This is a genomic window from Aeromonas sp. FDAARGOS 1409 (genome assembly GCF_019048705.1).
GTDB classification, from domain to species: Bacteria; Pseudomonadota; Gammaproteobacteria; order Enterobacterales; family Aeromonadaceae; genus Aeromonas; species Aeromonas sanarellii.
In genome coordinates, this window is sequence record NZ_CP077395.1 from 290,486 (window position 1) to 302,489 (window position 12,004).

Annotated in this window: 14 protein-coding genes; 7 read left to right on the top strand and 7 right to left on the bottom strand. The window is 60.2% G+C overall.

The features are described 5' to 3' along the window. Positions 1-28 precede the first annotated feature (28 nt). Both dapD and I6L39_RS01300 read left to right on the top strand, forming a co-directional pair. Complete coding sequence (gene dapD, locus I6L39_RS01295; protein ID WP_200164407.1) at positions 29-856, top strand: 2,3,4,5-tetrahydropyridine-2,6-dicarboxylate N-succinyltransferase; 828 nt, start codon at positions 29-31, stop codon at positions 854-856. Between the two features lie 266 nt (positions 857-1,122). Continuing rightward, the gene (locus I6L39_RS01300) at positions 1,123-1,506 is read left to right on the top strand and encodes a DUF3461 family protein (RefSeq protein WP_042074730.1); all 384 of its coding nucleotides are present in this window, start codon (positions 1,123-1,125) and stop codon (positions 1,504-1,506) included. Positions 1,507-1,676: 170 nt separating this feature from the next. Here the strand turns inward: I6L39_RS01300 and ptsG are convergent, their stop codons facing one another. From ptsG to I6L39_RS01330, 6 genes are all read right to left on the bottom strand, one after another. Beyond that, on the bottom strand, positions 1,677-3,110 hold the full coding sequence (gene ptsG, locus I6L39_RS01305) for a PTS glucose transporter subunit IIBC (protein WP_200164408.1): 1,434 nt from the start codon (positions 3,108-3,110) through the stop codon (positions 1,677-1,679). A gap of 429 nt (positions 3,111-3,539) precedes the next feature. Next, positions 3,540-4,514: a MalM family protein gene (locus I6L39_RS01310; protein ID WP_042074735.1), complete on the bottom strand. Its 975-nt coding sequence runs from the start codon at positions 4,512-4,514 to the stop codon at positions 3,540-3,542. A gap of 90 nt (positions 4,515-4,604) precedes the next feature. After that, positions 4,605-5,861, bottom strand: a complete 1,257-nt coding sequence (locus I6L39_RS01315; protein WP_302055604.1) for a maltoporin — start codon at positions 5,859-5,861, stop codon at positions 4,605-4,607. 524 nt (positions 5,862-6,385) lie between these two features. Beyond that, on the bottom strand, positions 6,386-6,826 hold the full coding sequence (locus tag I6L39_RS01320; protein WP_042074738.1) for a flavodoxin: 441 nt from the start codon (positions 6,824-6,826) through the stop codon (positions 6,386-6,388). A gap of 184 nt (positions 6,827-7,010) precedes the next feature. Beyond that, positions 7,011-7,787 (bottom strand): tRNA pseudouridine(65) synthase TruC, encoded by a 777-nt coding sequence (gene truC / locus I6L39_RS01325; protein ID WP_216991737.1) that lies wholly within the window; start codon positions 7,785-7,787, stop codon positions 7,011-7,013. Then, positions 7,787-8,122 carry a YqcC family protein gene (locus I6L39_RS01330; protein ID WP_042074742.1) on the bottom strand — a complete coding sequence of 112 codons (336 nt, stop codon included), beginning with the start codon at positions 8,120-8,122 and terminating at the stop codon, positions 7,787-7,789. The genes truC and I6L39_RS01330 overlap by 1 nt, the downstream gene beginning before the upstream one ends. Positions 8,123-8,314: 192 nt before the next feature. Here I6L39_RS01330 and I6L39_RS01335 point away from each other — a divergent pair, with 192 nt between their 5' ends. The 5 genes from I6L39_RS01335 (at position 8,315) to I6L39_RS01355 (ending at position 11,290) form a co-directional block, all read left to right on the top strand. Continuing rightward, the gene (locus tag I6L39_RS01335; protein ID WP_216990814.1) at positions 8,315-9,343 is read left to right on the top strand and encodes a DUF3549 family protein; all 1,029 of its coding nucleotides are present in this window, start codon (positions 8,315-8,317) and stop codon (positions 9,341-9,343) included. 66 nt (positions 9,344-9,409) lie between these two features. Further along, positions 9,410-9,706 carry a DUF3301 domain-containing protein gene (locus tag I6L39_RS01340; RefSeq protein ID WP_216990815.1) on the top strand — a complete coding sequence of 99 codons (297 nt, stop codon included), beginning with the start codon at positions 9,410-9,412 and terminating at the stop codon, positions 9,704-9,706. Between the two features lie 63 nt (positions 9,707-9,769). Then, positions 9,770-10,006: a DUF2789 domain-containing protein gene (locus I6L39_RS01345; RefSeq protein ID WP_216990816.1), complete on the top strand. Its 237-nt coding sequence runs from the start codon at positions 9,770-9,772 to the stop codon at positions 10,004-10,006. A 189-nt stretch (positions 10,007-10,195) separates the two neighbouring features. Next, entirely contained in the window at positions 10,196-10,495 is a 300-nt protein-coding gene (locus I6L39_RS01350; protein WP_209793915.1) for a DNA-binding protein, read from the top strand. 9 nt (positions 10,496-10,504) lie between these two features. Beyond that, positions 10,505-11,290, top strand: a complete 786-nt coding sequence (locus tag I6L39_RS01355; protein WP_200164414.1) for a Zn-ribbon-containing protein — start codon at positions 10,505-10,507, stop codon at positions 11,288-11,290. Between the two features lie 81 nt (positions 11,291-11,371). On the opposite strand, the gene syd is transcribed toward I6L39_RS01355, so the two are convergent. Beyond that, positions 11,372-11,920: a SecY-interacting protein gene (syd, locus tag I6L39_RS01360; protein ID WP_216990817.1), complete on the bottom strand. Its 549-nt coding sequence runs from the start codon at positions 11,918-11,920 to the stop codon at positions 11,372-11,374. Positions 11,921-12,004 lie beyond the last annotated feature (84 nt).

Genomic DNA, 12,004 nt, shown 5'->3' on the forward strand with positions numbered 1-12,004 from the left:
AAACAGAATTTTTTAAAGGAAACTTGCCATGACCCAGTTGCAACAGACCATAGAAGCGGCCTTCGAGCGCCGTGACTCCATCACCCCCGGCTCCGTCGATGCCGCCACCAAGGCCGCCATCCTGGAGGCCATCGATCAGCTGGACTCCGGCAAGGCCCGCGTCGCCGAGAAGATCGCCGGCGAGTGGGTCGTCCACCAGTGGCTGAAGAAGGCGGTGCTGCTCTATTTCCGCATCAATGACAACGGCATCATCAAGGGCGACGACGCCCAGTACTACGACAAGGTTCCCCTCAAGTTCTCCGACTACAGCGCCGAACAGTTCAAGGCCGCCGGTGTACGCGTAGTGCCGCCGGCCACCGCGCGCAAGGGCTCCTTCATCGCCCCCAATACCGTGCTGATGCCCTCCTACGTCAACATCGGCGCCTTCGTGGATGAAGGCACCATGGTCGACACCTGGGCCACCGTGGGCTCCTGCGCCCAGATCGGCAAGAACGTGCACCTCTCCGGCGGCGTCGGCATCGGTGGCGTGCTGGAGCCGCTGCAGGCCAACCCGACCATCATCGAAGACAACTGCTTCATCGGTGCCCGTTCCGAGGTGGTGGAAGGGGTGATCGTCGAGGAGGGCTCCGTCATCTCCATGGGTGTCTTCATCGGCCAGTCCACCCGCATCTATGACCGTGAAACCGGCGAGATCCACTATGGCCGCGTCCCGGCCGGCTCCGTGGTCGTCTCCGGCTCCCTGCCCTCCAAGTGCGGCAAGTACAGCCTGTACGCCGCCGTCATCGTCAAGAAGGTGGATGCCAAGACCCGCGCCAAGGTCGGCATCAACGCCCTGCTGCGTTCCATCGACGAGTAATCCTCTTGGCCGTGATTAAAAGGGCGCCTGATGGCGCCTTTTTTGTTGCTCTTGTCCCGCCCGCACCCGTTTTTCCAATACACCGACGAGAGTCCCTTCATCACTTCGCCAGGCGGCGATAGCGGCAAGGGGCTCTTCCCATGACCCATCCCCTGAACACAGCACTCCTTTGAGCCCCTCCTGAATTTGGCACACCTGTCACAGGCAAGCGGGCCCGACTCGGGTAAGATAAACAGGTCAGGATCGTTTCAAACCAAGGAAGCCCGATGTACGAGAATCTGAAGAGCCTGGGGATCCAGGAACCCACCTCAGTGGACAGCTACACCCTGCGCCAGGAGGCCAACCACGACATTCTCAAGATCTACTTCAAGAAGCAGAAGGGCGAGTTCTTCGCCAAGAGCGTCAAGTTCAAGTATCCCCGCCAGCGCAAGACCATGCTGGTCAACTCGGGTACCCATGAATACAAGGACGTCACTGAGATCAACGCCAACCTCAAGTACGTGGTGGACGAACTCGACAGCCTGACCCAGGGCGGACAGACCCAGGCCGATCCGGACATCAAGCAGAAGATACTGCGGGACCTGCGCCATCTGGAGAAGGTGGTACAGAACAAGATCAGCGAGATTGAGCGGGATCTGGAGAAACTCTGACCCCATTCCATTCAAAAAGGCGCCATCAGGCGCCTTTTTTATGGCCTCTGGCCAGCCCTACGCCGCGAGCCAGGCCCGAGACCCTGCGCGATGATGCCGACTCCTGAACGGCGGGCAGCAAAAAGGGAGGCTTGTGCCTCCCCTTTCGGAACTCGGTATGAAAGCAGGGATTAGTTGCTCTTCATCCAGATGTCCATGTCGGTTTTCAGGTTGTCGGACTTGGTGCCGAAGATGGCCTGTACACCGGAACCGGCAACCACCACACCGGCAGCGCCCAGCTTCTTCAGACCAGCCTGGTCAACCTTGGCCACGTCCTTCACACCGACACGCAGACGGGTGATGCAGGCGTCCAGGGAGGCGATGTTCTCTTTGCCACCGAAGGCGGAGACCAGAGCGGCAGACATCTCATCCTTGCTCTGACCGGCAGAGGAGTCTTGTGCGCTCTCATCTTCGCGACCCGGCGTCTTCAGGTTCATGGCACGGATCACCACGGTAAAGACCACGTAGTAGATGACGGCGTAAACCAGACCCAGACCCACCAGCAGCAGCATGTTGTCAGCACGGGGTGATTGCACCACGAAGTCGATGAAGCCGTTGGAGAAGGTGTGACCATGCACGACACCCAGCGTGTTGGTCAGGACATAGGCCAGACCCGCCAGCAGCGCGTGAATGGCGTACAGCACCGGAGCCACGAACAGGAATGAGAACTCGATAGGTTCGGTAATACCGGTCAGGAAGGAGGTCAGGGCGGCAGAGGCCATGATACCGACGATCTTGGCACGGTTTTCCGGCTTGGCAGCGTGTGCGATGGCAAACGCAGCGGCAGGCAGACCGAACATCTTGAACAGGTAACCACCGGCCAGCTGACCGAAGCCGTTACCGGCAGCGCGGGACGCATCGTCCGCGGTCAGGAAGCAGGTCATGATGCCGTGCACGGTTTCACCGGCGGCGTTGACACAGGTACCCGCCTGGTAGAAGAAAGGCACGTTCCAGATGTGGTGCAGACCGAACGGGATCAGGGAGCGCTCAACCACGCCGTAGATACCGAAGGCCAGAACCGGGTTCTGGTTGGCAGCCCAGTCGGAGAAGGCACCGATGGCACCACCGATCGGCGGCCAGATGACGGACAGGATCACGCCCAGACCGATGGAGACGAAACCGGTGATGATGGGCACGGCACGCTTGCCTGCGAAGAAGCCGAGGTACTCGGGCAGTTGGATCTTGTAGAAGCGGTTGAACGCCCAGGCGGCAACGCCACCGGCGAGGATACCGCCCAGCACACCGGTATCGATGCTCTCGACACCCATCACAGGGGCCATCACCTTCAGGGTGGCGACCATGATGCCGTAGCCGACGATGGCGGACAGGCCGGATACACCGTCGTTATTGGTGAAGCCGAGAGCGACGCCCACGGCAAACAGCAGAGCCATCTGGCCGAAGACGGAACCACCGGCCTGCTCCATCAGTTGGGAGACGATTTCCGGCAGCCAGCTGAAGTGGGCAGCCCCCACCCCCAGCAGAATACCTGCTACGGGCAAGACCGATACAGGCAGCATCAGCGCCTTACCGACCTTTTGCAGATTAGAGAATGCATTTTTTAACATGTGTGCGCTCCTGAATGGATTTTTTTTCCGACAACGACCCCGTACAGTTTATGGATGACCACCTGCTTCATCCGCGATTGTACTGGAGCGTTTCCCGGGTTGCTTATTTTGACCACCAGAATATAACCCAGCAGATATGGAAATGCCTCTACCGAGGACAAGGGAATAATAAATTTGGAGGAGAGATCACAAGATAATAAATAAGCAGGAAGGGTGTAATCTTGAATATTATTTCGCGTTGTTATAGCAATACCGCAAAAAGAAAAAAACCACTTCAAAATAAATCAAGGAGAAACAAAATAATACACAGCGAAACCCAGTGTAACCAAATGTAACCAACCACTGCTTTATATTATCAAGTCTACCGATTAAAAAGGCCTCCAACAAGGGAGGCCTCCAACAAATAGCAATTTAAATAAGTCAGGATATTTAGTTCTTTTGTGACCGTTTCACCGCATCAATAAAGACGGATTTCGCCTTGGTTGACCCGGCACGTTCCGCTTCATTCACCAGTTGCATCGCCTTGTCGATATCCCCGGCCTTCACCGCCTTCTCGATCTGGGCGTTGTAGAAGCTCTCGGTCTCGCTCAGCATGGCGGGAGCCGGCGTACTCGGTGCTGCGGCCACTGCCGCCGTGGTGACGGCCGAGGCAGCCACGGCTGTTGTGGCCGGCTTGGCCTGACTCATCGCCACCTTGTCCGAATACTCGGGCTTGAAGACGGCCTCGATACCCTGCCCCTTGGCCATGTCGACCGCCTTGATCTGCACCAGGCCCCAGGGTGAATGCGGGATCACGGGATCCTTGATATCCGGCTCGACCGTGCCATTGGCACGGGCAAAGGCCTTGGCCGGGTGCAAGATGGTAGTGCTGCCGGACAGCTCATTTCCCGGGGCATATATGACCATATAGGTTTCGCTGGCGGGATTGCCCGGCATGCTGCGGTCCACGAACACCTTGCCTTCGATCCTGTCATTGTCGAGCAGGTGGGCGGGTTGATAACTGAATACAGACTCACCCAATACGCGAGTCACCTTGAACTGGGCATCCAGCATGATCACCTTGGGAATCATCACCGTCTTGCTCACCTGGGACGCCAGCGTGATGGCCAGGTTGCCGGTATTGACGGGCAGGCGATAGGCGGCAAAATAGCTCATCCCCTCGTCGAACTGATAACTGGGCTGCTTGCCATCTATGGTCAGCAGCGTCTCGCCTTCCGGCAGAGAAACATAATTGAATTCGTTGAAATCCTGGCAGCAGCTCGTCGTCTGGGAGAGCGCCTGCTTGGCCTGGTCGGCATTGCTCAGGATGGAGGCGTGCTCCTGCACGGGCACGACCATGCTACCGGAACAGCCGGCCAACAGCGCGGTAACCACGGCCGCGATAGACATCTTTACCAGTTTCATTCTTCTTATCTCCATAACCCGGTTGCCAAATCCAGCGAAACAAAACTGCCCCCATAAGGGGGCAGTGACTAACTTAACTGAAGATACTGCTTACCACCAAGCTTCTGCTTGTACACCGAAGTTCCAAGTGTTGTCGTCGTTGTTGCTGCCATTGAAAGTCTGACCGTTATCGCCGCCGGATTTCAGGTAGGAAGCGAACACACGGATCTCAGGACGGGCCCAGAAGCTGGGGCCGGCAGACCAAGCCTGTGCAATGGTGTACTTCTGACCGTCGCGATCCTTACTCTCCTGCCCCTTGAGGTCTTGGGTGTCATGATAATAGCCAAGCTCCAAGATCGTTTTCTGGATGTCATCCCACTTATACATGGGACGAACCACTACGGAGAAGGTATCGGCATCAGAGCCCGCCACACCGTTGATAGTCACATCATTGGACTGACCGTAGACCAGCTGGTGACCGAACTCGACCTTGTCACCCACAGGCAGCACGCCCCAGTTGATGATGCGGAAGCCGTCACCGCTGGCTCCGTCCTGGCTGGTCCAGCTACCAGCACCGTAGTAAATCGGCAGAGTGGCGTAGCTGTCGCTCATGTATTGCAGCGTGGTCTTGTTGAAGCCACCCAGCAGGTTCTGAGTCAGCTCTGCGGTCAGCATGACGCCATCTTTAATGTCATCGTTGACCTTTTCCTGATCGTCGGTGGGGTTAGCGATGGCATAGTCAACACCCAGCTCTAAGGAAGCATCGCTCCAGAGCGGGATGCCAGCATAACGGGCATCCAGAATATTGTTATTCAGCTCGCCTGCATCACTGCGAGTCCAAGCCAAGGAGAATTTGCCCGGACCAGCCTGGATATTCTCGATACCAGCACCGGCGCCAGACACATCCCAGTAGTAGAAGTCTGAGATATGGATGTCATGACGTTGGTAGTAACGCTTACCGGCCCAGAGGGTGGCTTCCGGTGCAAATCCCAACACACCCTTGGCTTGTACGTTGAACTGACGCAGGGCGAAAGTGGCATCGTCTTCACACTGCTTGGCGTCGAAGTTGCAGCTGGTACCAGTACCTTCCCAGTCATTGGACTGATTACTGACCATAGCGACCATGGAGTCAACATAGAATGACTTCCCATCCTTGTTGTAGGCCTCCTGGCCCAATTGTACTTCGCCGTAGGTTTCGTTTTCGTTACCAAGACGACCCACTTTATTCTTATCGAAGGTCTGCATGTCGCCATCTTCGGATATGCCGACACCTGAACGGAAGTAGCCGTGGAAATCAACGGCGAAGGCGGCTTGGGAAGCCAGGGCTGCGGTAACTGCTGCAGCGATCGGGAGCCACTTTGCTTTCATTTTCATTTTCCTTATTCCCGCTGAGAGGAGTGTGATCCTGATATTCAAGTTCTTATCACCGGAAAAACGTTTTGGTGATAACCGAGGTCGATTATATGTACCCGGTTTCGCCACAAACATGAGCTGATTCACAAAATGGTGACAAATCGCTCCCCTCAAGCCGCAGGAGAGAGAGTCAGTCAAGAAAAGCAGAACAAGAACAACAGATCACCTTAAAAAGGTCAATCACAGCAACAATAGACCATTAAAAATGCATTCAAACATTAATTTGCGATGAGAGTTAAGTTAAAAACCAATCGTTCAGTGGCAAAAACATGATTGAAATCGCTTTCAATGGGGAACTTTTAATTTTCTGGTTTGTCGCGTTTTTGATGAATATGGGTCTGTCGGTGCACTCTGTTCGAGAGAAAAATAACCGGCAGTCAGACAGGATAATATTTGAGAGCAGACGCAATGAGTCCCAAAATAATGCTCCCCCGTCAGCAGGCTCACGGGGGAGACATTTAAAATATGCGCCAATCCGGCTACAGCCTATTTTCCCAGGTTTTCAGCCAGGCCAGCGCCGCCACCTCTGGCTCATCCACCACAGTCGCGTCTATCTCCAGACGCGGTATCAGGGGAACGGCCGCCAGCTCCTGCAACAACTCATCCAGCCTTCGCCCCGCCCCGCAGAAATGCTCATAGCTGCTGTCCCCCATGGCGATGAGGGCATAGCGCCACCCCTTCATATAAGGAGCACGATCGGCCAGGGCGCTGGCAAAGGGTTGCAAGTTGGGGGGAATATCGCCCTGCCCCGTGGTGGCGCTGACGATCAGCAGAAAACGGGAGGCATCGATGTCCTCCAGTTCGGCCTCGTCGAAGATACGGCAGACATGGCCGCTGGCTTGCAGGTGGTCGCTCAGGGTCTCGGCCACCAGCATGGCGGCGCCATAGACTGTGCCGACCAGGATGTCGATCTCGGCCATCAGCGACTCCTCAGGGGAAGAGGCTGGCCCGCTTCGGGCGGGATGCTCGGGGGATTTCCCCCAGGCTGGACATGATGACACGCGGTGAAGGGAGAAGTATCTCGTTGAGCCATAAGTCATTCCTCTGACGGACCTGGCCTACAGCATGCCACAGCCCGGTCAGAGGAAACAGATGAAGACTGACTCAGACGCCGTAGTCGCTCTCGCTGGCGGGCCAGCCCAGTTCGGCGAACAGCTGCAGCACCTGGGGCCCCAACGGCGCCTGGATCCGCATCGGCACCTTGAGTACGGGATGCTCGAAGCTCAAGCGGTGGGCGATCAGCAGCAGCCTGTCGCAGCCGTAGTGCTCGCGAAAGAAGCGGTTATGCCGGCCATCGCCATGGGTGGTGTCGCCGACGATGGGATGGAACAGGTGATCCAGGTGGCGGCGCAGCTGGTGCTTGCGCCCCGTCTTGGGGAAGAGCCGTACCAGGCTGTAGCGGCTGGTGGGATGCTTCTTGGAGACCGCATGGGGCAGCTCGACCCTGTGCAGGCGGCGAAACGCGGTCACCGCCTCCTGGGCGGGGCGATCCGGGTCGCTCATGGCGTCGGCTATCTTGTCCAGCTGCTCCTTGAGCGGGTAATCGATGAGCCCCTCCTCGGGGGCCCATCCCCGCACCAGTGCCAGGTACTCCTTGTGGACCTGACGGGCAGCAAAGGCCTCGGTCAGGGTGCGGGCCACCGCCGGATCCAGCGCAAACAGCAGCACCCCAGAAGTGGGCCTGTCGAGCCTGTGTACCGGATAGACATGGCGACCGCCGATGAGATCCCGGGTCATCTGCATGGCGAAGCGGGTCTCCCCCTTGTCGAGCCAGCTGCGGTGCACCAGGAGACCCGACGGCTTGTTGACCGCCACCAGCCAGTCATCCTGATAGAGCAGGGTCGGTACCAAGGCGTTCTCTGCGCTGACCGCCTCACCCATCATTGCTCGACCACTTTGCCGGAGAGCAGCAGATCGAAGCGGGCGATCAGACGCAGCAGGGCTTCCACCTCGGCCAGCTCTTCCTTGTAGACTTCGCTCGCCATGGGGTAGAGGGAGACGCTGGTCGGCAACGGCGCCTGCAGCAGCACCAGCTGCTCCATGCGGGGGATCAGCACGAATTGCAGCCACTGATCGAAACTCAGGGTATCGACGCAGAACGGCAGCTCGCTTGCCAGCGCCTCGCTGCCCGGATGCTCGGCTTGCCAGCGTTCCAGGCGTTGCAACTCGGCGGTCAACTCTCCCAGCAGGCCGGCGACCAGCAGATATTGATTCATCTCACTTCCTCATCGTGCGGCCGACAGGTGTCGGCGCCCCACTCAACAGAGCCATCAAAAGGGGCGTTACTATACACCGCCCCCGGGACGGCTGCCATGCTGCCGTCGCCCTCTCGCCCGCTGCGACCGCCACTGGCTATCTGGTGCAGCCTCCTTATAATCCCCGGCATCACCTTCAAGCCGGATCTCCTCATGTCTTCCATCAATACGCTGACCGAATTTCTGACCCAGGCCGATACCCAGTTCCAGCTGTTCGACATGGGCCGCCAGGTGCGCCCGCTGGCGAGCGACCTCTTCGTGCGCATCGAGCAGCAGCAGGAGCCCTACCCCTGGCCGTTGCAGCAACATGCCTGGCTCGGCGTGCACTTCTTCCAGCCCGCCGAGTCAAGACACTACCTCTGGTTCCTCAAGTTTGCCCTCGATGAGCGTGGCCTGCTCATCTCCAGCGGCCCCAAGCACTTCATGGACCAGGTGGTCGAGACCCTGGGTTACAAGCTCACCGGGGAGCTGGATGAGGAGAAGGCGCAGCGTCTGGCCGACAACCCCTACACCTTCCGTCCGGCCGAGGCCAAGATGGCCAGCCTGCACGCCAAGCTGGCCCGCCAGCTGGAGCAGGCCCCTTCCGCCTACTACGAGGCGCTCTGCCACTATCTGGCGGCGCCGGGGGAAGAGGGGTGGCAGCACCTGGGGCTGCAGGGCTTTGCCGATCTGGCGGAGCGGCTGCAGGATGAGCGCAACCTGGCCCTGGTGTGCAAGGCGTTGCCGAAGCTCCCGCAGGCACCGCTCTACGCCCTGTGCCAGAGCCTGGAGAACGCGCCCCTCCCCCCCGCCCTACAAGGCGCGCTGCTGGAGCGCATCGGCAAGGAGCAGGAGTGCGCCGAGCCCGATGCCGAGACCCTGGCCTATCTGTGCCGGGCCCTGGCCTCCTGCCCGGGCAACGAGCTGCGCAGCAACAAGCTGCTGACCCTGCTGCAGACCCGTCCCAGCCCCTCCCTGCTGCTCGCCATCGCGGGCCGCCTCTGGCCCGATCTGAAAAGCCCGGCGCTGCTCGGCCTGTTCCTCGAGCAGCTCGCCCTGCAACCCACCCAGTTCTTCAACCAGGTATTTGCCGAGCTCGTCACTTTACCGGCCCTGCGCAATGATATGCTGGCGAGACTGCGCGACCCCGCACGCAGCGAGGCCCTCGGCCAGGCCATAGGTCGCCTGTTCGCCTCGGCGTAGGAACGCTTGCTGGCCCGCCCCCCTCCTGGAGCCGGGCCCCACCGACATCACAGAAGGAACCCGTTGATGGGAGAAATGCTTGGGATCTTGCTGCTCGGCCTCGTTGGCTGGGCCTTCTGGCAACAGCGCCGTCAGGCGGAGCTGGCCTGGCAATACATGCGCCGCTACTGCCAGCACCACGACCTGCAACTGCTGTCGCTGGCACGCACCCATCGCGCGCTGGGGCACAAGCCCCTGCGCCTGCTGACCTACTACCAGTTCGAGTTCTCCAGCGACGGCGAGAGCCATTACCATGGCCAGCTGTGCATGCAGGGGCTGCACGTCGCCGGGGTCGAGCTGCCACCCCATCGTCTGCCCTCCTAGGCCGGGTCAAGGCCCCGGGGGCTGGCTATAATTCTCGACACCCCCCCTGCAAGGAGCGCCGAGATGGAATTGCTGACCCATGACATGACAGCCCTGTTTGCCCAGCTGGGACTGGCCAATGACGAGACCAGCCTGCACCGCTTCATCCGCGAGCACCCCCTGGACAACCAGACCCTGCTGCCCGAGGCCCCGTTCTGGACCCCTTCCCAGGCGGGCTTCCTGCGCGATGCGCTCTGGAATGACTCAGACTGGGCGGAAGCCATCGACCAGCTGGACGTGCTGCTGCGCCAGACCCACTGACGCTCCCGCTTTCCCGGCAGCCGGGCTCTGGGTTAGCGCAGAGCCCCCAGTCACATCTCAATCGCCCTGGCGTCCCCCCACGTCAATCAGCTGAGCCAGTCCCCCTCGCGCCGCTTTCCTGATGGGCAGGCTTTGATTAAGCTCTGTGCCACCATCCGCAAGCAGCAAGACGGCCGCGCAGGAGCCAAGATGTCAGCCCAAGAGATCATCCAGATAGCCAACGAACTCAGTGCCAGGGGGATCACCCCCTCCACCGCCATGGTCAAGGCCCGCCTCAGCCATCCAGTGCCCATGGCCGAGCTGCTCAAGGTGCTGAGCCAGTGGAAGCAGCAGCCCCAGTCGGCTGAGCCCGCGCCAGCCAGCGTCCCCGCGACGCCCCCTGCGGCCCCGGAAGCCGTCAGCCTGCTGCAACTGAGCGAACAACTCGCCCGGCTCGAGCAGAAGGTTGATCGCCTCACCGACCTGCTGCTCGACCACAAGCGGGATTGACGCGTCACCATGTACATCCTCGAACTCACCTTTGAGTGCTACCGCGATACCTCCCTCGGGGAGGCCGAGCGGGCCATAGTCCACTACCTCGACATGCTGCGCTACCAGGGGCAGATCCTGGGGCGGGAGTTTCCCACCAGCATGCACCCAGGCCATTTCATCAGCCGGGTGGTCTGCCCGGAGCAGGACAGCCTGCACCCGGACAATCAGAGCGAACTGGTGGCCCTGGCCGAACAGGGCCTGCACCAGGCCGGGCTGCTGGCTCCCAAACTCCAGCTTCAGGGCATGGATCTGCTGTCCGACAGCACGGATCCGTGCGGCCAGGAGGGCGAGCGCCCGAGCTGGATGCTGCTCTATACCAGCTTCCTGCACAGCTGCTCTCCCCTGCGCTGCGGCGACCATTTCGCCCCCATTCCGCTCTATCGGCTGCCTGCCGTCGCCAACGGCGACCACAAGCAGATCATCAAGTGGCAGGAGGATTGGGAGGCCTGCGATCAGCTGCAGATGAACGGCTCCATCGCCGAGCACGCCGCCCTGCACGAAATCGGCGAGGTGGGCAGCCGGCTGCAACGCCGGGGCAGCGATCTCGTCAGTCGACTGGAGGCCCTGAGCGGCATCCCTACCTATTACTATCTCTACCGGGTCGGCGGCCTGAGCGCCGCCGAAGAGCGGGCCCGCCCCTGCCCCGGCTGTGGCGGCGACTGGGCGCTGGCCGCCCCCCTGCACGAGATCTTCGACTTCAAGTGCGATCCCTGCCGCCTGGTGTCCAACCTCTCCTGGGACTTCAAGGACTAGGGCCGCCGGCGCGGCCCCCATAAAAAGAGAGGGCCTTGCCAGATGGCAAGGCCCTCTCTCATCCTGCTCATCCTGCCCGTCTCAATGGGGCAGGGTCTCCAGCCGCGCCAGAAATGCCGGCAGCGAGGGGGCCAGCGCCAGGCGGCGACCTGAGTCCAGCCACTCCAGACATACCTGGCCGCTCTCGTTGTCGAGCGACACCAGCGTCATCTCGTTGCGGGTGGTGGCGATGAAGAGCGAGGGGGAACGCTTCAGCTTGCGCAGCATCAGCAGGTGACCGATGAGGTTCTCCTTGAGCAGGTCCAGATCGTCCTCGTTCCACGGCAGGATCAGCTCGATGCGCAGTCCCTTGTAGGAACAGGGAAGGGGGCGGCTGAACCAGTGACCAAACAGGGCAAGGGCGCTCGGATGCAGGGTCAGCTCGAGGGCATCGGCCATGGCCGCGAAGTCGGCAGGCTGGTCGCGCCTGTGGGGGCGCCAGGCCACCCGCCCCTCTTTGGGCTCATCCAGCTCGCAGGGAGAGCGCCACTCGGCCTCCCACTCGCACAGGGGCAGCCCCCGTCTCGCCTCGCCATCGCGCTGCCAGCGTAAAAAGAACTGCTCCAGAGCAGACAGGACTTGATCCGTCATCGATATTCCCCACAATAGCGGCCTCTGATCGCCGCAAGACAGTGACCGAAAAATCCGGCCATTGCACCATCAAACCCTTTGTCA

Bases quoted from the DNA above. Each gene is read 5' to 3' on its own strand.
- I6L39_RS01345 (WP_216990816.1), top strand. From the start codon at position 9,770: ATGGAATTGCTGACCCATGACATGACAGCCCTGTTTGCCCAGCTGGGA.
- I6L39_RS01310 (WP_042074735.1), bottom strand. From the start codon at position 4,514: ATGAAACTGGTAAAGATGTCTATCGCGGCCGTGGTTACCGCGCTGTTG.
- I6L39_RS01330 (WP_042074742.1), bottom strand. From the start codon at position 8,122: ATGAATCAATATCTGCTGGTCGCCGGCCTGCTGGGAGAGTTGACCGCC.
- I6L39_RS01315 (WP_302055604.1), bottom strand. From the start codon at position 5,861: ATGAAAGCAAAGTGGCTCCCGATCGCTGCAGCAGTTACCGCAGCCCTG.
- I6L39_RS01350 (WP_209793915.1), top strand. From the start codon at position 10,196: ATGTCAGCCCAAGAGATCATCCAGATAGCCAACGAACTCAGTGCCAGG.
- syd (WP_216990817.1), bottom strand. From the start codon at position 11,920: ATGACGGATCAAGTCCTGTCTGCTCTGGAGCAGTTCTTTTTACGCTGG.
- I6L39_RS01300 (WP_042074730.1), top strand. From the start codon at position 1,123: ATGTACGAGAATCTGAAGAGCCTGGGGATCCAGGAACCCACCTCAGTG.
- dapD (WP_200164407.1), top strand. From the start codon at position 29: ATGACCCAGTTGCAACAGACCATAGAAGCGGCCTTCGAGCGCCGTGAC.
- I6L39_RS01355 (WP_200164414.1), top strand. From the start codon at position 10,505: ATGTACATCCTCGAACTCACCTTTGAGTGCTACCGCGATACCTCCCTC.
- truC (WP_216991737.1), bottom strand. From the start codon at position 7,787: ATGGGTGAGGCGGTCAGCGCAGAGAACGCCTTGGTACCGACCCTGCTC.
- I6L39_RS01320 (WP_042074738.1), bottom strand. From the start codon at position 6,826: ATGGCCGAGATCGACATCCTGGTCGGCACAGTCTATGGCGCCGCCATG.
- ptsG (WP_200164408.1), bottom strand. From the start codon at position 3,110: ATGTTAAAAAATGCATTCTCTAATCTGCAAAAGGTCGGTAAGGCGCTG.
- I6L39_RS01340 (WP_216990815.1), top strand. From the start codon at position 9,410: ATGGGAGAAATGCTTGGGATCTTGCTGCTCGGCCTCGTTGGCTGGGCC.
- I6L39_RS01335 (WP_216990814.1), top strand. From the start codon at position 8,315: ATGTCTTCCATCAATACGCTGACCGAATTTCTGACCCAGGCCGATACC.